18 protein-coding genes and 2 pseudogenes are annotated in these 21,421 nt (G+C 50.0%); 5 read left to right on the top strand and 15 right to left on the bottom strand.

The genetic code is table 11. From position 1 onward, the window contains the following. Window positions 1–15: 15 nt before the first annotated feature. Complete coding sequence (locus AC6I4B_RS19690; protein ID WP_497767580.1) at window positions 16–1,974, bottom strand: fructose-specific PTS transporter subunit EIIC; 1,959 nt, start codon at window positions 1,972–1,974, stop codon at window positions 16–18. Between the two features lie 403 nt (window positions 1,975–2,377). Between AC6I4B_RS19690 and AC6I4B_RS19685 the strand changes: the two genes are divergently transcribed. Next, the gene (locus AC6I4B_RS19685; RefSeq protein ID WP_497767578.1) at window positions 2,378–3,121 is read left to right on the top strand and encodes an oligogalacturonate-specific porin KdgM family protein; all 744 of its coding nucleotides are present in this window, start codon (window positions 2,378–2,380) and stop codon (window positions 3,119–3,121) included. Between the two features lie 10 nt (window positions 3,122–3,131). Here AC6I4B_RS19685 and AC6I4B_RS19680 read toward each other — a convergent pair whose 3' ends face one another. Next, the gene (locus AC6I4B_RS19680) at window positions 3,132–3,788 is read right to left on the bottom strand and encodes a MurR/RpiR family transcriptional regulator (protein ID WP_497767577.1); all 657 of its coding nucleotides are present in this window, start codon (window positions 3,786–3,788) and stop codon (window positions 3,132–3,134) included. A 407-nt stretch (window positions 3,789–4,195) separates the two neighbouring features. Here AC6I4B_RS19680 and AC6I4B_RS19675 point away from each other — a divergent pair, with 407 nt between their 5' ends. Together AC6I4B_RS19675 and AC6I4B_RS19670 are read left to right on the top strand one after the other, a co-directional pair. After that, window positions 4,196–4,759, top strand: coding sequence for a glucose-6-phosphate isomerase family protein (locus tag AC6I4B_RS19675; RefSeq protein WP_497767576.1), 564 nt, complete (start codon window positions 4,196–4,198; stop codon window positions 4,757–4,759). After that, a complete protein-coding gene (locus AC6I4B_RS19670) occupies window positions 4,752–5,522 on the top strand; it encodes a glucose-6-phosphate isomerase family protein (protein WP_497767574.1) in 771 nt (256 codons plus the stop codon). Before AC6I4B_RS19675 ends, AC6I4B_RS19670 begins: the two co-directional genes overlap by 8 nt. A gap of 47 nt (window positions 5,523–5,569) precedes the next feature. Here AC6I4B_RS19670 and AC6I4B_RS19665 read toward each other — a convergent pair whose 3' ends face one another. The 7 genes and pseudogenes from AC6I4B_RS19665 to AC6I4B_RS19635 form a co-directional block, all read right to left on the bottom strand. Beyond that, the gene (locus AC6I4B_RS19665; RefSeq protein ID WP_497767573.1) at window positions 5,570–6,952 is read right to left on the bottom strand and encodes a glycoside hydrolase family 1 protein; all 1,383 of its coding nucleotides are present in this window, start codon (window positions 6,950–6,952) and stop codon (window positions 5,570–5,572) included. Between the two features lie 33 nt (window positions 6,953–6,985). Next, entirely contained in the window at window positions 6,986–8,254 is a 1,269-nt protein-coding gene (locus AC6I4B_RS19660) for a PTS sugar transporter subunit IIC (protein WP_497767571.1), read from the bottom strand. A gap of 170 nt (window positions 8,255–8,424) precedes the next feature. Then, complete coding sequence (locus AC6I4B_RS19655) at window positions 8,425–9,243, bottom strand: PTS system mannose/fructose/sorbose family transporter subunit IID (protein WP_497767569.1); 819 nt, start codon at window positions 9,241–9,243, stop codon at window positions 8,425–8,427. Next, entirely contained in the window at window positions 9,243–10,043 is an 801-nt protein-coding gene (locus AC6I4B_RS19650; RefSeq protein ID WP_497772256.1) for a PTS mannose/fructose/sorbose/N-acetylgalactosamine transporter subunit IIC, read from the bottom strand. Before AC6I4B_RS19650 ends, AC6I4B_RS19655 begins: the two co-directional genes overlap by 1 nt. A 10-nt stretch (window positions 10,044–10,053) precedes the next feature. Then, window positions 10,054–10,548: a PTS sugar transporter subunit IIB gene (locus AC6I4B_RS19645; RefSeq protein ID WP_497767567.1), complete on the bottom strand. Its 495-nt coding sequence runs from the start codon at window positions 10,546–10,548 to the stop codon at window positions 10,054–10,056. Between the two features lie 10 nt (window positions 10,549–10,558). After that, window positions 10,559–10,987: a PTS sugar transporter subunit IIA gene (locus AC6I4B_RS19640; RefSeq protein ID WP_497767566.1), complete on the bottom strand. Its 429-nt coding sequence runs from the start codon at window positions 10,985–10,987 to the stop codon at window positions 10,559–10,561. 139 nt (window positions 10,988–11,126) lie between these two features. Continuing rightward, window positions 11,127–11,315, bottom strand: a pseudogene (locus AC6I4B_RS19635) (mannose-6-phosphate isomerase); the annotation flags it as partial. Window positions 11,316–11,637: 322 nt separating this feature from the next. Between AC6I4B_RS19635 and AC6I4B_RS19630 the strand changes: the two are divergent. Beyond that, a pseudogene (locus AC6I4B_RS19630) lies at window positions 11,638–12,663 on the top strand (LacI family DNA-binding transcriptional regulator); the annotation flags it as partial. Window positions 12,664–12,734: 71 nt separating this feature from the next. On the opposite strand, the gene citB reads toward AC6I4B_RS19630, so the two are convergent. From citB to citS, 6 genes are all read right to left on the bottom strand, one after another. Continuing rightward, complete coding sequence (citB, locus tag AC6I4B_RS19625; RefSeq protein WP_497767564.1) at window positions 12,735–13,421, bottom strand: citrate response regulator transcription factor CitB; 687 nt, start codon at window positions 13,419–13,421, stop codon at window positions 12,735–12,737. Continuing rightward, window positions 13,414–15,048, bottom strand: coding sequence for a citrate sensor histidine kinase CitA (citA, locus tag AC6I4B_RS19620; protein WP_497767563.1), 1,635 nt, complete (start codon window positions 15,046–15,048; stop codon window positions 13,414–13,416). Before citA ends, citB begins: the two co-directional genes overlap by 8 nt. A gap of 198 nt (window positions 15,049–15,246) precedes the next feature. After that, complete coding sequence (locus tag AC6I4B_RS19615) at window positions 15,247–16,548, bottom strand: oxalacetate decarboxylase subunit beta (RefSeq protein ID WP_497767561.1); 1,302 nt, start codon at window positions 16,546–16,548, stop codon at window positions 15,247–15,249. Window positions 16,549–16,560: 12 nt separating this feature from the next. Then, window positions 16,561–18,312 carry a sodium-extruding oxaloacetate decarboxylase subunit alpha gene (gene oadA / locus AC6I4B_RS19610; protein WP_497767559.1) on the bottom strand — a complete coding sequence of 584 codons (1,752 nt, stop codon included), beginning with the start codon at window positions 18,310–18,312 and terminating at the stop codon, window positions 16,561–16,563. A gap of 15 nt (window positions 18,313–18,327) precedes the next feature. Further along, window positions 18,328–18,567, bottom strand: a complete 240-nt coding sequence (locus AC6I4B_RS19605; protein WP_497767558.1) for an oxaloacetate decarboxylase subunit gamma — start codon at window positions 18,565–18,567, stop codon at window positions 18,328–18,330. A gap of 160 nt (window positions 18,568–18,727) precedes the next feature. Further along, on the bottom strand, window positions 18,728–20,068 hold the full coding sequence (gene citS, locus AC6I4B_RS19600; RefSeq protein WP_497767556.1) for a citrate/sodium symporter CitS: 1,341 nt from the start codon (window positions 20,066–20,068) through the stop codon (window positions 18,728–18,730). A gap of 315 nt (window positions 20,069–20,383) precedes the next feature. Here citS and citC point away from each other — a divergent pair, with 315 nt between their 5' ends. Continuing rightward, window positions 20,384–21,415: a [citrate (pro-3S)-lyase] ligase gene (citC, locus tag AC6I4B_RS19595; RefSeq protein ID WP_497767555.1), complete on the top strand. Its 1,032-nt coding sequence runs from the start codon at window positions 20,384–20,386 to the stop codon at window positions 21,413–21,415. Window positions 21,416–21,421: the final 6 nt, after the last annotated feature.

Here is a 21,421-nt window from a genome sequence, read left to right as displayed (position 1 = left end):
CCGTTAATCTCCCGATTAATTCAGCGTCATTTTGCCGATTTTGATTAAGTAGTAGCGAACCAGAACGTTCGCGAATGCAATAAAGAGGATCCCTGTGGCCATGCCGCACAGGTAGGCAGGGAGGTTTTGTACCAGCGGCCAGCCCCAGATTGCGGGCAGGGGAAACCACTGAATAGCTCCCATGCTGATGGCTATCAGCGCACCGATAACCGCGCCAACAATGTTTATCGAAATGGTGATAACGGGGTTTTTCAGCATAAAAGGGATCGCCCCTTCGCCAATAGCCAGGAACCCCAGGATTAATGAGGTCGTGCCAGTAACCCGTTGGTTTTCATCAAATACGCGCTGACGAACGATAAAACGATCCACAATCGTCGCCAGGCCAATCCCGATTGGCGGAATAACAATGCCCAGCACGCGGGAGGTGAGGGGGAAGATATGGTCTGCCGCAAGCCCGATGGCAATGGCGCCCGCAGATTTATTTACTGGGCCGCCTAAATCAAATGCTGTCAGTGAGGCAATGATCATCGCCAGCATCAGGGTGCTGGATGTGCCGTGTTCGGTAATAAACTGCTGGAGGAAGCGGTTAATACCGCCAAAAACAGGATCAACAAAATAGAAGTTAAGGAAGAAAATAATCAGTACCGTCAGCCCAGGTACGATGAGCATCGGCTTCATTGCCTGAAGATGTTTGTGCAGGCGGATATGGCGATTCAGATAGTTGGCGATGAACCCGGCCAATGCGCCGAGGATCAGCGCGCCGAGAAAACCAGAAGGGATGCCGCCGCTGACTGACCAGAAGGTGTAGTGTAACCCGCCTGCAAAAGCCCCACCGACAAATCCCGGCACCAGACCTGGCCTGTCGGCAATGCTATAGGCCATATAGGCGGCGAAAACGGGATACATAAACTTCATGATCATGTTGCCGTACAGCGTCAGATAGTGGCAAATAACCAGCGCGGTATTCGTGTCGTTGGCGTAGCGGGTATTACCGATATCCGTAATGCCCAGAATACTTGCCAGCAATTGACCAACGCCAATCATTAACCCTGCGGCAACGATCACCGGAATCATGTACGAGATGCCGCTGGAGATCCCCTGGTATATCTGTTTACCAAACGACATCGAGTTGCTGTTTTTCTGGTAATCCCCGTTAGCGTCTTCAGCCACAATGCCGTCCGGCTGGTTCAGTATCCGCTCTATTAGCCCGTCGGCATCTTTTAGCGGCTCTGAAACGGAGGTGGAGAGATAGGCTTTTCCGTTAAACCGCGCTTTGCCCTTAGGCGGCAGCGATGCGGCAAAAATCACCCCGCTGGCCTGACGGATCTGTTGTTCATTAACTTCATCCTCGATACCGCTAGCGCCCTGTTTTTCGCTATACACCCGAATACCACGCGCCGCACCGGCTTTTTCCAGCGCTTCGGCAGCCATATAGGTATGGGCGATTCCCGCAGAGCAGGATGTAATGACAATCAGGCTTTTTCCGCTGTCGTTGATGAGCGTTTTTTCGCTGGCAGAGTCGTGGTTATCGAGGCGGTTGAGGAAGGCATCTACCGTTGGCGCGGTTTTCAAAGAGGCAACGTTCTGTTCATCCATGAGCGCCAGGCTCAGCGTTGACAGCAGCCGCAAGTGCCCTGCGTCATCGCCCAGCGGCACGGCTAATAAGAACACCAGAGAGACTTTATCTTCGCCGTCCATTGTCGGCCAATCATCGACGGGGCGCACCAGGCGGGCGGCGGCAAAGGCGGGTTCCTTCACGACGGGAGATTTGCCGTGGGGTATCGCAACACCTTGTTCAAATCCGGTTTCTGAAATATTTTCCCGTTCCCATACGGCTTTAAGAAAGGCGTCTTTATCCGCTATCTTTCCTTCTGCAAATAACAGGCTGGATAAATTATCCAGAATGGTTTCACGGTTACTCCACTCTTGATCCAGCAGAATGAGCCTTTGAGAAGTGACGTCACTTAACAACATATATCCCCCAGGATGGTGCGATTTTCTATGTCATAGACTACCGCCGGGTTAATCGATTAATCATTTTTAAATAGTGTGATTAATGCGATTAACCCGTCATATACGGTATAAATTTTCTGAGTCAGGCCGTTTATTGTGACGAATGTCACTTAAATTGGCATGAGTGAGAAAGGCATCTTTTATGTGCGAAAAGACATTAGGTATTCATTCATTTTATGAATGAATTAAAAAGATAAGATTGCTTAACTTTACCGTTTGGCCTTTTGCTATCGAAAATTATAGCGAGAGAGCCGCTGTTGCTGTCAAGAGTATGGCGATACAAGGAATGTATCATAAAATAGTATTCTCTGTGAAAACACCGGCGCAAGCTAATAAATGAAATTCATTGTGACGGAGAATTTACATGAATATTTTGTTGAAAACTTTTCTTTGCGTTCCTGTTTTATATAGTTCAATGGGCTGGAGTGGTAATACCTGGGTGGATGTCCGTGGTGCACATAATGTGCGGGCGGATACCAATGAAACACGAATTAAGTTTATGCATCAGGCTGATAATGGTTTTTATTTTTCAGCCGAAGCTACGCAAACTCATAACGAATCATTCTTTGGTGATGAAGACAGTAAGGATGGCAAAGATGATGGCGTAACCGGGGCTTCGCAAGAGATAGAAACACGCTGGCAATATCAACTGGGTAATGGCTATTCCGTTGCGCCAGGCATGACTACTATTTTTACTAAGACCAACACTCATTACCGTCCTTTTATTCAGGGATGGAAGGATTTTGGTAATGGCATAAATATTTCAGCACGCTATCGCTACAATACGACCAATGATAAACACAGCGACCAGGAACTGGATAGCGATGACTATACGCGTCGCCAGGCGCACCAGTTCGATATCTGGCTGGCTTACAATATCGGCCGATTTGGGATGTCTTATAACCCCCGGTTCCGTTATCAAAGTGGCGTGGATCAGGGAACCGGTAAAGATACTTACTGGGAACATACTCTGGCATTCAGTTATAAAATGGACGACGATTGGACACCCTATATTGAGCTAGGCTCAATTGATAAAACCTATATTGACAGTGATGGAACCCACAAAAATGAATTTGTGGGCCGTTTTGGCGTCACTAAAAAGCTGTGATGGTGAAGGGTCAGATATCGGATGTGTCCAGCAGTTTACATCCGATATCATCGATAAATTTTAATAATTTTATTTGTGTTTCTCTTTTGTAAACCGAGGAGGTATCGGTAACCGTTTCGATATGCCAGACATGAGATGTTATATTCGATAACGACGAATTATTACGCGTGATGGCAATCGTTTTTATATTTTTCCGTTTGGCGATACGCGCCATATCTAAAATATCTGTGGTTTCACCGGATATGCTAATAAGAAGTAAAATCCCTTTTTTAACCAATACCAGCTGGTGGATATCAACTAACACCAGGTGTGGAATGCCAGCGATAGATAAAAATCGGGATAGATAATTCAGGCTAGTCAGCGTGGCTCCTCGGGCATATAAATAGATATGAAGCCCACAGGTTAACTCCTGACAGATGTCAAGGAGCTGCCGATTATCGTTCTCTGGTGCAAGTTCGTCGGCTTGAAGACTATTCTGTTCAACACCATACTTATAGCGTAATTCGGTATATCCAGAATACCCCATCTTTTTACAAACTCTATTTACGGATGTCGTCGTGGTAAACGTCGCATTGGCAATGATTTTAGCCGAGAGACTTGAGAGCTTATGGCTATTGCACAGTATGTATTCATAGATGACACGCTCTGTCCGAGAAAAAGTGTTCATGTAGATAACCATTTATCTGTTTAACAGTGAGTGAGAAACGTACTGATTTTGTTTTTATCAATGCGTTGTTTCTCAATAAATTTTCCAGATGCTGATATCGGTGGTAAATCCCACGCTGGGCTGCGGCTTTTCGTACCAGGGTTGATTAACACAAGGTTAATCGATTAATCTCATTATTGTAAGATGCTTAATTTGATTAACCTACCATAATGGACAAATTCAGTGACGAAACGCCAATGTCTATCGAGTGAGTCTATCGCTGAGTGGAGAAAGGCTGGGTTGTTTGGGCGTTAGTGAGGAGAGTCTAAAGTTTGTGATCTCTGCTTCGAAATAGCGTAGTATTCCGCAAGGTTAATCGATTAATCTGTTATTGTTCTCTGGCTGTTCTCCTTGGGCCGGAGACAATTATGGATTCTTACATTATTCAGCCGCCGCACCTCGCATGGTGCAGCGGCGCGCTTTCTGGCGCGCCACGACTCACTAAATCCACCCTCCTTCAGGATCTCGCTGGGGTCTTTTTCGATCGGATAAGCTGGCAATCGCTCGATCCGACAAAATCCGTTTATGACGTAGAAATGTTTGCCACACCCGAGGCGGCAGGCGAGCTTTATACGGGGGTTACGCATCTTTATCCCGGCAAGGTTGGTAACGAATACTTTATGACGCGCGGGCATTTTCATGCACGGCGAGAACAGGGCGAGGTTTATATTGGCCTGCGTGGGGAAGGGCTGTTGCTGTTGCAAAATGAGCAGGGCGTGGCGCGTCTTGAACGTGTTTTTCCTGGCTCTGTCCACAATATTGCTGGCTTTACGGCTCATCGTTTGATCAACACGAGTCACGAAATTCTGAGTGCATTTGCGGTCTGGCCCTGCGCGGCGGGCCATGACTACACGGCTTTGAGCGGCGGTTTTGCCTTACGCGTGGAAGAAGAAGAGGGGCGTTTACGCATCAAGGAGGTGAAGCATGGCTAATTTTGGCCTGGATATGGCGATTCATTCCGATCCGCTTGGCTTTAGCTATGGTGACGAGGTCACTGGGCCGATGCCTGAGATCCGCTCGCTCGATCAAATACGCCCTTCGTTACGCGATCCGCAGTGTCAGGGGCCAGAGCAGGTTTATGAGATCGCGATGGATGTGGCGCGAATGCAGGATCGTCGTGAACTGCAAAAGCGAATGCTGCTCTTTGGCGTGGTCACTTATGCTGCGGGAACGTTGGGTGAAGAGCCGATACGTAGTCAGGGGCACGTCCACCGTATCAGCCTACACAGTGGTTGGTCACCGCCGGAGCTGTATGAGATCTGGCAAGGAAAAGCCATTATCTATATGCAGGAGTATGTTGATGACAATCCTGGTCGCTGCTTTGCTGTTCTGGCAGGGCCGGGTGATAAAGTACTCGTGCCTCCAGGATGGGGCCATGCCACTATTTCGGCAAGCCCCGGAGAGGCATTAACGTTTGGTGCATGGTGCGATCGCGAATATGGTTTTGAATATGATGCGGTGCGCGCGCATAAAGGGCTAGCGTGGTATCCGTTGGTACAGGAGAAACAGATTGTCTGGCAGCATAACCCGCGTTATATGCCGGGTCGCTTACAGGTAATTCCCCCTCGGCGCTACAGTGAATTTAACATTACCGACGCTCCGATTTATCAGCAGTTTATCGACGATCCTGCCCGTTTCCAGTTTATCTCTCGCCCCGATAAAGTGGCGGAGTTATGGCATAACTTCCATCCATAATTTGAGCCGGAATAAGGTTGCAGGCCGTGGCCTGCAACCTGAGTCGATCAATCGGCAGAGAAACCATTATCCTGAATAACCTGTCGATACCAATAAGCGCTTTTCTTCAGGCGCGTCTCTTTTGTTTCAGGGTTGAACTCCACTAAGCCGTACATATTTTTGAACTGGTTGCTAGGTGACCATAGGTCAATAAATGACCATAAATGATAGCCACAGAGATTAACGTCTTCACTGATAGCTTTGTGAACCCATGTTAAATGTTGTGTAAGAAAATCAATTCGATAATCATCCTGGATTTCGCCATTGTCGCCGCGATATTGCTGCTCTTGTTCAACGCCCATCCCATTTTCACTGATATAGCATTCGATATTAAGATACTGGCTTTTAATCATCGTGAGCGTGTCATACAACGCCTGTGGGAATATTTCCCATCCGCGCGAAGTGTTCATGACCCGACCTGGCATATCGTAGAAATCATAAAAATCATAACGGCTGGTTTTTACGGCGGTATCGGCCTCTTTTGCTTTGATGCGGGCTGGGAAGTAGTAATTTATTCCCAATACATCAATGGTGTTATTGGCGATAGTCGCCAGATCATCATCAGTCATCACCGGTACTGCGCTGGCCTGCGCTAACGTTGAAAAATAGTTTTCCGGGAAATGCCCATGAATGAGCGGGGAAAGAAAACATTCATAGTTCAATAAGCTGTAGGTCTGCGCGGCCTGGACATCCTCGCTTTGCTGGCTTCGTGGATAGGCATAGCTAACATCAATAACTGAACCGATTTTCTTACTGAAATGATTTTGTCTGTAGCATTCAACGACTTTGGCATGTGCTAATACCATATTGAAAATAACCTGGCTGTGATAGCGGAAATCGACAGTATTAGGATAGCAGCGGTTATCTAAATATTTTAAATCAGCATCGACGCGTGGTTCGTTATAGATATGCCAGATATCGACCAGATCGTCAAAAAGCGCAAAGCAGGTATGGCAATAGGTAACAAAGTCATCGATGATCTCTTTATTTCCGAAACCACCACGATCCTCAAAAAGCACCGGCATGTCGAACCAGTAAAGAACCACATAAACCTTAATTCCGCGATTTTTCAAATCCTGAAACAGGGATTTATAATAGTCAGCAGCCTGCGGGTTAATATTCTTGCCATCAGGCATCAGTCTTGCCCACAGAATAGATGTGCGAAAACTGTCGTGCTTTAATTGTGAAATATAATCATGGTACATCGGGTAGCGGTGATACCAGTCTAGTGTTTCATTGGGGCCTTGCTGCTGATAAAAGCGCTCTGGGTGCTGCTGATAATATTTTTCATAGACGGTCAGCGCTTTATCTTCATGCGCCCAGGCACCTTCAGTACCTTGAGCCCAGATTGCGCTCCCCCAGGAAAAATTGTCAGGAAACTGATAGAACATATCGACTCCTTGTTTAATGGTAGAAATCTCGCATTAGAGTTTCTGCATATTTTGTTTATTAATAATTCGGATAAAGGGTAACCATATCAACACGCCAATAAACAGATTAAAGGCCTGCAACAACGCTCCCATAATGGAGTTAGTGGCGAGGAAACCCGATATCAGCGGTGGGGTAGTCCAGGGGATTTGTACGCCTGTGGGTTTTGGCACAATGCCCAGGCTCATAAAGGTATAAGTGCTGACAACAAATACCACCATCACTAAAACCCAGGGGATCAGCGTCAATACGTTGAGTACGATGGGCAGACCAAATGCAACCGGCTCCGAGATATTAAATACCCCAGCCGGTACGGCGATTTTGCCGATCTCCGCGCCCGATGTGCCTTTTTTGGCAAACAGGATCAGTGCCATAACCAGAGAAAAGAATTGGGGAGCGATAAAGACATCCATAAACTGCTGGGTCACGATATAGGGCAGGGGATCGCCTATCGCAAAGGCCTGAGCGTTTGCCGTGGAAGCAACCTGCCATAGCGGGGACATAATGGCACTGACCAGGCTTTGCCCGTGTAACCCCATAAACCAAAATAACTGAATAAATATAGCGGCGATGGCGGTAGGAATGAGGCCCGTCCCGATGTTTACCAACGGTAGTTGCAGAACTTCATAAATAAATGCATTCATGTTCCCGTATGGCGTTAATGAAAAACCAAAACGAACAACGGCCATAGCAAAAAAAGTGAGAATCAATGGAATTAATGTAATAAATGAGTTGGCGACATTAGGCGGAACCATTTCGGGGAGTCTTATCGCCAATTTCTTTGCTGTGAGCCAGTGATATAATTTGCAGGATGCAAATGATGATATAATCCCAACAAACATCCCTGATGACCCCAAATACTGCGTTGGGATTGAAATGCCGGTAACGCCGTTTGTGCTGGTAGTCATTGGAAAAGGAATTAATATAAAAAATGAACCTACGGTGATAATAATCGTAAAAAGTATTGGCGTGTTGTTTTGGATCGCGTAAAAATAGGCAATATATATAATTAGATATACGGATATTAGTCCGAGGCTAATGTCAACGATAGGTGATAATACTTGTCTTATTAGCGTGAGCGCATGTATAGGGACGACGGTTTCGATAAATGGGAAATACATAATGATTAATGCACAAGAACCTCCAATAGTAATGGGGATTAATGATATCATTGAATTTTTTAAAATCGTTAACGTACTGTTATTGGCAACCCAATTTCCGGCTGGTATAAGCCACTTTTCTAAAAAAACCTCAACATTATTCATAATTATCTCCATATTCAGGAAATAAATTACCCCAGAGCGCCCTGTTAATAGCGACGCTCAAATCCTCAGGTTTTGAATTTCCATTGGTGTGTGTACTGATGGCATCATCAGTACATTAAGTGCCTATCCTATGAGATCCTTAAATACCCTTGAGAATAAAAATACCGCTTTCACCCTGTGAAAAAACCACTTGCAACGCCTGCGGTCGCTAACGCCAGTAGTAATAGCATGGCTTTAACTGGCGACACGCTGCGTTTTGCCATTAAATACCAGGTACCCAGTACAACGATGAGTGGCAATAATTGCGGGAAGATCCCATCCAGCATTTGTTGAAGATGAATATTCACCCCATCTGCGGTGACAAACTCCAACCCAGACCCCAGCTTCACGTAACTGGCTGCGACGCCGCCCATCACAAATACACCGAGTAAAGAGAGCGCTTCCCGTAGACGGGTGGATTGACTGCTGACCAGCATTTCTACCGAGCCGGAACCCATCTGGTAGCCTTTTAAAAACAGGAACCAAGAGCCAGGAATAATGATCGCCAGCCAGGCGACGATATAGAACAGTGGCCCGAGTATGTTGCCGCCAGCTGCTAATGCCATCCCAATACTGAGTAGAATGGGGATCAACATACCGGGGATCATGGAATCGCCAATCCCCGCAATCGGCCCCATTAACCCAACTTTAAGGGTGTTAATGGTTTCACCATCAATAGGCTCACCGTTGGCTTTCTTCTCTTCAAGACCCAACGCCATGCCGTTGACGATTGCGCCTATCTGAGGCTCTGTGTTGTAAAAAGAAGCATGACGACGCAGCATCTCGGTACGGTCGGCTGTATTTGGATACAGCTTTTTCGCCACCGGTAGCATACTCAGGCAAAAACCAAATGATTCCAGGCGTTCAAAGCTCATCGATGAGAGGTTGTGCATCATCCATGCTCGCCAGCAACGGCGAAGATCTGCCCTTGTGAGTTTACGTTCATCCATCAGAATTCATCCTCGTCATCATCGACCTTTGCCGCTGATGCTGATGCAATCGGCGTCTCCGGTTTGTAGTTGTAATGAATGAGCGCCAGAAGTGCGCCGACAATGACCAATGCCACCATGTTCAGCTTCAGGAAAACAATGCCTATAAAGCCCACCAGGAAGTAGATCAACATGGTGTAATTTTTGATGATTTGTTTCAGCAGAATGGCTATCCCTACCGCCGGGAGGATCCCCCCCAGCACATTCATTGTTGAGAGTATGATTTTCGGTAGGCTTTCCATAAAGCCGCTGATGTATTGCGAACCAAAGTAAACGGCGATAAAGGTAGGGACAAAGCGCAACACGAAGTTGGTGGCCTGCGGGAAGATAACGCTATTGAGATAGATACCGCGCGCATCATCGTTGTCGATGGCGGTATCTGCCCGGTGATTCCAGAAGGAGTTCACCACCATCATCATATTAAACAGAATCGTCCCTGCGATACCGATAGTGGCTGCCAGCGCAACAGCAACCTCCGGCCCTTGACCAGACAAAATGCCTAGCGCAATGGCGGGATAAGCCACAAAGTTTAAATCAGCGGGCATCGAGCCGCCGGGCGTGACCATCGCAATATAGACCGCCTGTACGGCGACGCCGATGATAATGCCCGTTTTCACATCGCCGAGGATCAGGCCGACTAATAAACCCGATACCAACGGTCGCGTAATTAAATACCAACCGCCAGTCAGGCCAAGTAACCACGGGCTGCTTAGTGCCCCCAGATAACAGAGTATGCCAATGAATGAGGCTTCGAAAATCATCATGCGCTCCTTATTTCAGTTTCTTCAGGGCATCCTGCCAGCTATAAAAACTCGCATCGGGAACCAGACGAAATTCGATGTGGTGGCCCTGTTCTGCCAGCCAGTTGAAGGCCGCGACTTCATCGCTATTGACTGACTGATTCGGGCCGATCGTGGTGGTGTTGGCGCGGGCGCTCATTGGCCCGACGTTAATTTTCCCGTTGGCATTCTTCAGGCTAATTCCTGCTTGCTCAATGTATTGCAGCGTTAACGGCGATTTGCCAATGATGAAATAGCGTTTATCGCTGGCAATCACCTTCGGCAGTTTTTCGATAGCCGTGGCCGTATCGAAAAGCCAGACTTTCGTATCCTGCACCGCCCCTTTCATGACGGAAGAGAGCAGTGGATCAGCGGCCACCGCATCATCAATGGCGACAATACCGTCACAGGGCAACTCTTTGGCCCAACGTGTGATGAGCTGTCCGTGGATGACACGATCGTCAATGCGAACAAATGAAATACTCATAACTGACTCCTTAAAAATCGTCCGATTGGGCTGCGATCGTCAGAACAGCTTGGGTAATCGTGGGTTGGGTTAATGCTGCCAGTTGCTGAGCGGCGACATGAGGGTCCTTCAGGTGGCACACCTCGTCGGTCTGTAGCAGCATGGGTAAATTGACTCCCGCTAGCACCGCGACGGGCGGTTGCGTTAGGGGGGAAAAACTATGCTGGCAGGCCACGTTCCACGGTGTACCGCTTTGCATATCGCACAAGACAACCACACCGCTTGCCCCCTCGCTTGCCGATTTCAGTACGTTGGCAAAACCCTGTTTAAAGCCTTCAATACCCGCTTGTTCAGTGAGCATCACGGCTTCCACATGAGGGAGTTCGCCATACACCATCCGACCGCTTTCGAGCAGCGCGCCCGCCAGTGGCCCATGTGTGGCAACGATAAAATGGATCATGGTTATCCTCTTACCCAGTCTTTAATGGTGGCGAATTGCTGTCCGTGACGGCTATTCCGGCGTGGATCAGGAAATGGTCATGTTTTATCGCCGGGATCGGGTTGACGAAGCGCGCGTCATCGTTGGCGGCGGCACGAAGATCGCCAGGCAAGGCTCGTGGTTGAAGTAAGAACAGATCTTGTAAGGGGATCTCGATCCGCACATGACCGAAACGCAGCAATAGGCTGTTTTCCTCGGGCACGCAATCAAAACACCATGCGTAGTTTGGCGCAGTGGGATCGAGATCGAATGTGTTTTTCATCCATTGCCCACCCCAGACTCCGGGGTCGCAATCGATCGTTAATGTGGCATTCTTTTGCTGCGACAAACGCTGGCGCACAGCCGCAATAATGGGCTTCCAGCCTTGCCAGGCATCGTTATCGAACCCACTGATGATCACTTCAGGGTATTTATCGTAAACGGTGTGGTTCATCGTAAACCTCTTTCATCTTTGAACAAAGATTAATCGATTAACCTTTTAATGAAAGAGTGATTAACGCGATTAACCTGCCATTTCTCGCAATATGCCGACGATCACGCAGCAGAGTGTGAAGAGACTCACAGGGGTTAATGCAAAAAATAGGTTATTCGATTAATCTAAAGAAAAACGGGAGAAGACGATGACCACGATAACCCTGGCACAGGTTGCAGAACGCGCGGGCGTATCAACTGCGACGGTATCTATGGTACTGCGCAATCGGGGGCGAATATCGCAGGCGACCCGTGAGCGGGTATTAAAAGCGTTGGACGAAACAGGCTACGTTTATAACCAGACTGCGGCTAATCTTCGTAATCGCAGCAGCAATCAGGTTGGCCTATTGCTACACGACATCACTAACCCGTTCTATGGCGAAATGACCGCCGGTATGAGCCATGAAATGGAACGCCACGACCTGTTGCTCTTTTTAGCGAACAGCGAGGAATCCGGCGAGCGCCAGCAAAAATTTGTCGATTCACTGATGCGCAATAACGCCTGCGGCATGGTTTTATGCGCGGCGCGAGAAACCCCGCAGTCCTTTTTTGATGGGCTTAAACGGCGCAACATTCCGGCGATTATGGTGGTCAGGCCGATGAGCGATCCGGATTTTGATTTCGTTGGCACTGATAACTTTTTAGGCACGCAGATGGCGACGGCGCACCTGTTAAAGCAGGGGCATCGGCATATTGCTTTTATCGGCGGGAGCGATCGTTCCGGGACTCGCGCTCAGCGTATTGGCGGGTTTACCAGTAAGCTGCTGGAAAACGGTATTGCGCCCAACGCAGAGTGGATCGTCGCCTCTCAGGCCAGCCAAAGCGATGGCGCGCGCGTAGCGGAAGAGTTGCTACACCGTTATCCGCAAATTACAGCCGCCGTTTGCTATCAGGATATCGTGGCATTAGGCGTCATGCAGGCGCTGCGCAAAATGGGGCGTGAACCGGGCCGCGATTTCGCGCTGGTGGGGTTTGATGATATTTCTGAAGCCGCATTGGTGCAGCCAGCATTAACCACCGTCTCCGTGGCGGCAAAAGAGATCGGGCGCAAGGCGGGAGAGCTGCTTTATAGCCGCATTCAGGGAAATGATGAACCGCCCAAGCGAATCATCCTGCCTCCGGCGCTGGTTATCCGCCAATCCTGCGGATTTGCGCCCACGACATAATTTATATCGCGCTCTCGCCCATGATTCATCCTGCGGGATGAATCATGTCTTTTACGGGGGCGGTATCTGGATTAGCTTGTCCCGCGATAGATTCGCTCTGGTCGGCCCACCTTCCCGTAGTGAATTTCAGCCTCCAGAAAATCCTCTTTAACCCCTTGTTCAAGATACCGTCTGGCGGTGGTTTTGCTGCTGCCCAGCAGGCGAGCAAGGCTATCGGCAGTATGTACAATCGTGGGATCGTCAAAAATCTGGCGTACGCGGCTGAGGGTATTTTCATCGATCCCGCGCATCGAGGAAGCGGGAGGGGAAATGTCCTCTTTGGCTTGCATATTGAAAAGGGCATCGACGTGATTTTGGCTGGCTTGTTCGTTGGATCGCAGAGAATTGCGGTAACGCACAAACCGCTCCAGCGTGTGCTGTAGCCGCTGGTAGTGGACTGGCTTGATGAGATAATCAAAGACGCCAAGACGTAACGCTTCGCTGATGGTATCCATATGGTTATCAGCGGTAATAAAAATGATCCGTCCGGTATAGTTCATACTCACGGTATGGCGAATCAGATCCATGCCTTTGCCATCAGGTAAAAAGTTATCGAGTAGGATCAACTGTGGCTGATAGAGGCGGAGCATCTTTTTGGCGCTCTCGAGTTTATCCGCTACGCCAACGACGTTAAAATTGGGAAACGGTTTTAGGGTATCGACCAATATTTCCGCCAGCATCGGCTCGTCTTCAACAATGAGGGTCGTTATGCTATCCATGATTATCTTCTCTGGTCAGGGGAATATAGAGGGTAAAAATCGTGCCAAAGGGAATGTTGTCGTCGACAATTATGGTTCCGCCAGCGTGCTCGATATAGCTTCTCACCAGCCACAGACCGATGCCGTGGTCACGGTTATTGCTGCTGGTCACGCCACGTTCAAATATTTGATCGCGAATGGCGCGGTCGATCCCACAGCCCTGGTCGGCTATTTCAATCAGAAAATCAGCGCCTTCGCTGTTGATCAAACACTCGATCTGGCCTGAACCCAGCGGGTGGAGTAGCGTGGCGTTATAAGCGTTATCTAATAAATTCCCGACGATAGAGATCCATTCATTCGGCGTGAGCGTTTCTGGTAGCGCATCGACATAACAGCCCGGATCGAATACCAGCTCCAGCTCCAGCCCCAGCTCTTTGGCCCGATAGTATTTGCCTATCAGTAGCCCGGCAAGATGGTTATCGTTGAAATTATGGGCAATAAAGTCGAGGACTTTCTGATGGCTTTCCGATTGCTGCTGAATAAGCGCCAGGGCATTATCGTAGCGTTTTAGAAATAACAAACCGGCAATGGTGGAGATCAAATTGCGGTGCTCGTGCTGCACGGCGCGCAGGTTATCGGCATACTGTTGAATTTGGCTTAACTGAAGGCTGAGAGTATTAATATCATCTTTTTTGCGAAAGCTTATCACCCAGCCTTGCGGAATATTATTCAGGATCAACGCCATTCGGCTGGCGATCACTTTTATTTGATTGAAAATGACAATCTCATCTTTTTTATTCTCTTCAGGGTGATCGTGAAAAAACGTACCGGTTGATACCACATCGGTAATGGGCTTGCCGATTAAGCTATTTTCCGGCTGCATCAGGTTAAGCCAGCGGCGGGCGGTCTGATTAATCGCGGTGATCCTGCGGGAAGAATCAATCGCAATTAGCCCTTCAAAGACGGATTCAAACAGCACGCTTTGTTGAATAAGCAGTTGCGAAAGCTGCTGCGGTTCCATATTCAGCATCTGTTTTTTAATATGCAGGGAAAAACGTCGTGCGCAGTACAAGAGGAGTAAGAGTAATATTGCCATCGGAAACAGTAACGAGCCAATTTGCAAACTGAGCCAGTTTTCAAGTTGCTCAATGGTGTAGCCCACGGAAACAATACCAATCACTTTTCCTGAACTATCCTGAATCGGTGATTTACCGCGCAGAGAGGAACCCAGCGAGCCTTTGCGCACGGAGACATAGCTTCTCGCGTTATAAAGTGCCTCATCGCTATCGCCGCCCTCCATATATTTTCCTATCTCGTCGGGATTCACGTGATACAAACGCTGGCCTTTTGCGTCACCCACGGTGATATAAGTGGCGTCGGAAAATGAGCGCATAGGGTCGATAAGCGCCTTCACTCTTGGCAAAGAGTGGTTCTGCACGGCTTCCACCAGCTCAGGCATCGCAGAAATTTGCATTGCCTGAATAAGGGCGCGTTGTCCTACTTGATAATGCAGGCGTTCTTTAGTGATGCCGGTGATATACCACGACATCGCCAACATCACGATCGCTGAAGTAAATAAAATCAGCAGAAAAATTCGGTTCTGAAACGAACGCCTGGAAAACCAAAGTGTTATTTTTCGAATAAACATAATGCAATATAGAAATTTAAATAAGGCATGTTCCTGTATTCGACGGGATGAGTCTCTGAGCCAGTTCATACTTACTTTTTTTTCAGAATAAATTGGGTAAGAAACGGGAGGTCGCTCGCGATATCCGGCATCCTTTAATCAGCCTGGCTGTTACCCCGATGCTGATTAAAGGATTATGTACCGCTCTCCCGCTGGAAATTACATCGCCAGTACGTATTTGAGCATCACACCTGCGGCAATCGCCGAGCCAATGACACCCGCGACGTTCGGCCCCATAGCGTGCATCAGCAAGAAGTTCTGAGCATCCGATTCCAGGCCAACCTTATTCGATACACGCGCAGCCATTGGCACTGCAGACACCCCGGCTGAGCCTATCAGTGGGTTGATTTTGTTTTTACTGCACAGGTTCATCAGCTTCGCCATCAGCACGCCTGCCGCCGTACCGATACCAAATGCAATCACCCCCAGCAGCAGAATGCCGAGCGTCTGCGGTTGCAAGAACTTATCTGCCACCAGTTTCGCGCCGACAGACAACCCAAGAAAGATGGTCACGATATTGATCAAGCCGTTCTGCACCGTGTCGCTCAGCCGTTCGACGACGCCACTTTCGCGCATCAGGTTGCCAAAGCAGAACATCCCCAGCAGCGGCGCGGCATCCGGCAGCAGCAGGGCGACCAGCAACAAAAGCACCACTGGAAAGAGGATTTTTTCCCGCTTGCTGATGGTTCGTAACTGTACCATGCGGATCTTCCGCTCTTTTTCCGTGGTCAGCGCTCTCATAATCGGCGGCTGAATCAGCGGCACTAGCGCCATATAGGAATAGGCCGCGACGGCAATCGCACCCAACAGTTCTGGAGCCAGTTTGCTGGAGAGATAAATCGCCGTTGGGCCATCCGCACCACCAATAATGCCAATCGCCGCAGCTTGCGGCAGGGTGAAGTGGATAAAGCCGAAGTAGTTCAGCGTTAACGCCCCCAACACGGTGGCGAAAATGCCGAATTGCGCCGCCGCGCCCAGCAGCAGGGTTCGCGGGTTTGCCAGCAATGGGCCGAAATCGGTCATCGCCCCAACGCCCATAAAGATGACCAGCGGTGCTACGCCAGAGCCAATGGCCACTTTATAAAACAGAGCTAGCACACCCGGCGTGTAGCCCATGTCCACCGCCAGATTTTCCATCTGATTCTGGATTGACGGTAACGCCAGCGCCAGCGCCTCTTTAATGGCATGAACGTCCGGTGTGCAGTTCAGTTTGGCTGCGATGATGGCTAACTGCCCGGCGTCATGCTGCGCCAGTAGGCTTTCCAGTGCGGTCAGCGCCATACCCGCTTCGGGGATGTTTGACAACAGGCCGCCAAAACCAATCGGCAGCAGCAAGAGCGGCTCGAACTTTTTGGCAATCGCCAGCCACAGCAGCAGCAGGCTGACCAACAACATCAGTGCCTGGCCTGCGCCGAGGTGCATCAGCCCCATGCCCTGAATCAGGGCGTTCAGACTTTCCATTGATCCTCTCCGTTATGCCAACTGCATCAGGGTGTCGCCCACTGTCACGGCATCACCGGCTTTCACCGCGATACCCCGCACAGTGCCAGCCTGAGCGGCGCGAATTTCGGTTTCCATCTTCATGGCTTCCAGAATCAGCAGCACATCGCCTTCGGCAACGGTTTGGCCTTCGCTGGCAATCACTTTCCAGATATTGCCCGCCAGTGGCGCGGTTACTGGAGTACCGTTGCCCGCTGGTGCTGGAACAGGTGCGCTTGCCGGTGTCGTGGCGCTTAACTGGCTGATATCGCCACCATCGCTGACTTTCACCACAAAGGCTTTGCCTTCGACTTCCACGGTGTAGATGCCGGAGGAGGCCGCTGTTTCCGCTTTCGCTACTGCCACCTGCGGTACGGGTTCGAAAGCGCTAGCGTTACCGCGATTTTCGAGGAACTTCATCCCTGGCTGTGGGAACAGCGCAACGGTCAGCACATCGTCAATGGCATTGTCTGCAAGCGTGATGCCTTTCTCTTGCGCCTGGCGTTTAATGTCGGCTTCCAGCGCCATCAACTCGGGTTTGAGTAAATCCGCCGGGCGGCAGGTGACGGGCTGTGCGCCTTCCAGTACGCGAGCCTGTAGCGCGCTGTTGACCGGAGCGGGCGTGTGGCCATATTCCCCTTTCAGAATGCCCGCCGTCTCTTTGGCGATGGTTTTGTAGCGCTCGCCGGTCAGCACGTTTAGCACCGCCTGAGTGCCAACAATCTGCGAGGTTGGCGTCACCAGCGGAATAAAACCGAGGTCTTCGCGCACACGGGGGATTTCGGCCAACACCTCATCCAGCCGATGAGCGGCCTGCTGCTGTTTCAGTTGGCTTTCAAGGTTGGTCAGCATCCCGCCTGGCACTTGCGCCACCAGGATCCGGCTGTCATAGCCTTTCAGTTGCCCTTCGAACGCATGGTATTTCTTGCGCACGTCGCGGAAGTAAGCGGCAATATTTTCCAGTTTGCCGATATCCAGGCCTGTGTCGTGCGGTGTTCCGGCAAGAGTAGCCACCAGCGCTTCGGTGGCGGGATGTCCATAAGTGGCGCTCATCGACGAGATGGCGGTATCGATGCCATCAATCCCTGCTTCAATCGCTTTCAGCAGCGCCATTTCCGCCATCCCAGTGGTGGCGTGGCAGTGCAGATGCAGGCGCACGTCGTAGCGTTTTTTGATTTCGCTGACCAGTTCATACGCCGCCATCGGGGTCAGGATGCCGGACATATCTTTAATGGCGATAGAGTCGACGCCGGTTTCCAGCAGTTGTTCGGTTAAGTCCAGCCAGGTCTGCAAGGTATGCACCGGGCTGGTGGTATAGGAGAGCGTTCCCTGGGCGTGAGCGCCGTGGCTACGCACCGCCTGTAGCGCCGCTTTCATATTGCGCGGGTCGTTCATGGCATCGAAAACGCGGAACACATCCATGCCATTTTTCACCGCGCGTTCAACAAAGCGCTCGACCACGTCATCAGCGTAGTGGCGATAGCCAAGCAGGTTCTGACCGCGCAAGAGCATTTGCAGCGGGGTTTTCGGCAGCGCTTTTTTCAGCTCCCGCAAACGCAACCACGGATCTTCACCCAGAAACCGGATACAGGCATCAAAGGTTGCGCCGCCCCAGCATTCAAGGGACCAATAGCCCACGTCATCTAACGCAGAAGCAATGGGGAGCATATCGTCGAGACGCAGACGCGTGGCGAACAGGGACTGGTGGGCGTCGCGTAAAACGACATCGGTAATGGCAACGGTCATAGATTCCTCCGTGAATTAAGCAGTAAGACGGTGATGGTGAATGGCGGCGGCAATCACCGGTTTTAAGCGGGTGAAATCGTCCTCCGGCGGGAGAGAACGAAGCACTGGCACCGCTGGCGGCTCAGGAAAAAAACGGGCAATGGCGGCAGACATACCGCGAATAGCGAGGATTAACAGGAACAGGAACACCAGCACGAATCCCATACCGAGAAACATCAGTGTTAGCCCTTCCCGCAGAAGTACGGCATCAGTCATCAATCAATATCCATAATTGGGGCACGGCGGTGTCAAGGGTCGCAAATGTCATCGCGTTTCCGGCTAAGGAGGTAGAGTGGATTTCCCTTCAGCTGCCCCCGGCCTGGGCCTCTACGTTTAACGCTGGCATTTGCTGCCAATAACACCGCCGTGCAAGGCGTTACACCATCATGCTGAACACGATGCTGGCGATAACCAGCACAATACCGCCGCCCAGACGGGAGGAGATTTGTGCATAGGAGATAAGGTTCATGCGGTTACAGGCGGAAAGCACTTCCAGGTCGCCGGAACCGCCACGGTTTGCCATACACAGACCTGCGGTAATGGCGGATTCAATAGGGAAGAAGCCAATCAGCCAGCCGCCGATGGCTGCGCCGACCACCGCGCCGACAACAATCACTGCGGAGATAATCACGTTAGCGAAGGTCAGGGCGTCGATAATTTCTTGCAGGTCGGTGTAGCACACGCCAACGCCAACCATCAGTACCCACAGCAGTTGTTTAGAGAAGAAGTCGGACAACCGTTTTGCGCCTGCTTTGATTTCAGGTGAGCAGATGCCGGAGGCGTTAAGAGCGGCAACAATCAGTACCATCCATGCGAAATAGTGAATCGACACACCGCCAATGCTTGGCAGGATCTTTTTCGCAATAACGTAAGCCAGAAGGAAACAGGTGGTCGATAACACTAGGCCAATCGCCGTTTCACGGTGGGTAATTTGACCGGCTTTTTCATCATCTTCCGTTTTGAAGGAGGCTTTACGTACCAGTTCACCTTCACCACTGAGCCAGGTATATTTTTTGCCGATGATATCGAGAACGGCGGCGAAGATAATGGCGAAGATATTGGCGATAGTCAGAATGGCGATAGCCGTTGAATAGTATTCCTCGCGAGAGCGTCCGGTAACGGAATGGTAGATTTCAGACAGCGGTACTGCGCCCGCGCCATTACCACCACCCATGATAGGCAGTACATAAAGCATCATGATGCGGTCTACCGGAATACCGAAGCACAGCCCAATCGCAATACCGAAAATCGCCGCGCCCGCGATCCCTGTCAGAATCGTTGGAATATAACCGAGCAATGATTTCAGCAGCAGTTTACGGTTTACCGAAAGGATCGCCCCGGTAATCAGCACCGCAATAAACAGATTCAGAAAGTTGCTTTTATCCATCACGTTGCTGATGGCATCGATCTCTTTCTGCGTGAAAATGCCTGCATAAACAAAATAGGCGGCAACCAGAAAAATCATTACCGGCGCACCGCCAATATATTTATTAAAGAGCGGCAGGCGTTTTCCTATTTCACCGAAAATAGCGCCGATAGTGAACATGATAGCAAGGCCGCCGACTAAATCATCGGGCAATGCATTATAAAAATGAGAAAGTAATACTGTTATTAACGCGAATGCGTAAAGCGGTAGCGACATGCCGAAGATTTTAAACCCCAGCAGACTACTTGCGCCTTTTTTCTCCGTTGCCGGAGCCTGGCTTATGTTAGTCATAAACATCATCCTGTGTATATATCCGTGATACTTCGCATTGCCAGATGTTGGCTATAAGCAACTCGAATTATTTTGACTATCGATGGGTGGTAAGACCGACGCATATTAATAAATTCGCATTAAACGGAGATGTGATTATCTTCACCGAATTACCGTGTTTTTAATTAATTTAATTGTTTTTATTTTGCTAGTTAATTAACAACATAAAAATTATAAAGAAAATAAAAGTCGGTGGAGAAATGTGATTGCTCTATCAGACCCACAATATAAACACTGGCGAAATATGCGGCGTTATTTGCTAATGGACGCAGAATAATGAATCTGAAATTTAAGCGTATTTATCCGCAGCAGGATGCGCTACCTCGCAAGACGGTGGAGGCTTTCCTGCAAAAGGCGGGGCTTGCTCTTGAAGCGGATTGCGACGTCATTGTATGTGCTGAATGGCAGGGCGAGCTGGTGGGCTGCGGGGCGATCGCCGGGAATGTGCTGAAGTGCATCGCCGTGTCGCCAGCGTTACAAGGCGAAGGGCTGAGCCTGAAGCTCTTGACCGAGCTGTTAACGCTGGCTTATGAACTCAATCGCAGTGAGCTGTTTTTATTCACCAAACCGGAAAACAGCGCGCTGTTCTCCGGCGCTGGTTTTTGGCCCATTGCGCAGGCGGATGGCCTGGCAGTGCTGATGGAAAACAGCAGTGAACGGTTGGCGCGTTATTGCCGCCAATTGGCGCTGTATCGCCAGCCGGGAAAGAACATCGGCGCGATTGTGATGAATGCCAACCCTTTCACGCTGGGCCATCGCTATTTATTAGAGCAGGCGGCGGCGCAGTGCGACTGGCTGCATCTGTTTGTGGTGAAAGAAGATGCTTCATTTTTCCGTTATGTAGACCGATGGGCGCTGGTTGAACAAGGCATTCGCGGCATCGGCAATATCACGCTGCATCCTGGTTCCTCATACCTGATTTCTCGCGCCACTTTCCCGGGTTATTTCCTCAAAGAGCAGGGCGTCGTTGACGACTGTCACAGCCAAATCGATCTGCAATTATTCCGCCAGCATCTGGCTCCGGCGCTGGGAATCACCCACCGCTTTGTCGGCGACGAACCTTTCTGCCCGCTGACCCGCGCTTATAACCAACGAATGCACGACATTCTGAGTGACCCGAACGGCAGTGGCCCCGCAATTGAAGTGGTGGAACTGGCGCGCATGGAGAAAAACGGCGCGCCGGTTTCCGCTTCTCGCGTCAGAAAACTGTACGCCGAGCACAACTGGCAGGGCGTGAGCGCGCTGGTTCCTGCTGGAACGCTGGCTTTTTTGCAGCGTTTGGCGGCTGTACGTACTGAAACCGCATGACGTAAT

It is taken from the genome of Kluyvera fluvialis, from assembly GCF_059725275.1.
This window is presented reverse-complemented; position numbering and strand designations above follow the sequence as displayed.

Excerpts from the sequence above, each read along its gene's own strand:
- AC6I4B_RS19605 (WP_497767558.1), bottom strand. The coding sequence starts at position 18,567 with ATGACTGATGCCGTACTTCTGCGGGAAGGGCTAACACTGATGTTTCTC.
- oadA (WP_497767559.1), bottom strand. The coding sequence starts at position 18,312 with ATGACCGTTGCCATTACCGATGTCGTTTTACGCGACGCCCACCAGTCC.
- AC6I4B_RS19675 (WP_497767576.1), top strand. The coding sequence starts at position 4,196 with ATGGATTCTTACATTATTCAGCCGCCGCACCTCGCATGGTGCAGCGGC.
- citC (WP_497767555.1), top strand. The coding sequence starts at position 20,384 with ATGAATCTGAAATTTAAGCGTATTTATCCGCAGCAGGATGCGCTACCT.
- AC6I4B_RS19685 (WP_497767578.1), top strand. The coding sequence starts at position 2,378 with ATGAATATTTTGTTGAAAACTTTTCTTTGCGTTCCTGTTTTATATAGT.
- citB (WP_497767564.1), bottom strand. The coding sequence starts at position 13,421 with ATGGATAGCATAACGACCCTCATTGTTGAAGACGAGCCGATGCTGGCG.
- AC6I4B_RS19690 (WP_497767580.1), bottom strand. The coding sequence starts at position 1,974 with ATGTTGTTAAGTGACGTCACTTCTCAAAGGCTCATTCTGCTGGATCAA.
- AC6I4B_RS19670 (WP_497767574.1), top strand. The coding sequence starts at position 4,752 with ATGGCTAATTTTGGCCTGGATATGGCGATTCATTCCGATCCGCTTGGC.
- AC6I4B_RS19660 (WP_497767571.1), bottom strand. The coding sequence starts at position 8,254 with ATGAATAATGTTGAGGTTTTTTTAGAAAAGTGGCTTATACCAGCCGGA.
- AC6I4B_RS19615 (WP_497767561.1), bottom strand. The coding sequence starts at position 16,548 with ATGGAAAGTCTGAACGCCCTGATTCAGGGCATGGGGCTGATGCACCTC.
- citS (WP_497767556.1), bottom strand. The coding sequence starts at position 20,068 with ATGACTAACATAAGCCAGGCTCCGGCAACGGAGAAAAAAGGCGCAAGT.
- citA (WP_497767563.1), bottom strand. The coding sequence starts at position 15,048 with ATGTTTATTCGAAAAATAACACTTTGGTTTTCCAGGCGTTCGTTTCAG.
- AC6I4B_RS19650 (WP_497772256.1), bottom strand. The coding sequence starts at position 10,043 with ATGATTTTCGAAGCCTCATTCATTGGCATACTCTGTTATCTGGGGGCA.
- AC6I4B_RS19640 (WP_497767566.1), bottom strand. The coding sequence starts at position 10,987 with ATGATCCATTTTATCGTTGCCACACATGGGCCACTGGCGGGCGCGCTG.
- AC6I4B_RS19665 (WP_497767573.1), bottom strand. The coding sequence starts at position 6,952 with ATGTTCTATCAGTTTCCTGACAATTTTTCCTGGGGGAGCGCAATCTGG.
- AC6I4B_RS19655 (WP_497767569.1), bottom strand. The coding sequence starts at position 9,243 with ATGGATGAACGTAAACTCACAAGGGCAGATCTTCGCCGTTGCTGGCGA.
- AC6I4B_RS19645 (WP_497767567.1), bottom strand. The coding sequence starts at position 10,548 with ATGAGTATTTCATTTGTTCGCATTGACGATCGTGTCATCCACGGACAG.
- AC6I4B_RS19680 (WP_497767577.1), bottom strand. The coding sequence starts at position 3,788 with ATGAACACTTTTTCTCGGACAGAGCGTGTCATCTATGAATACATACTG.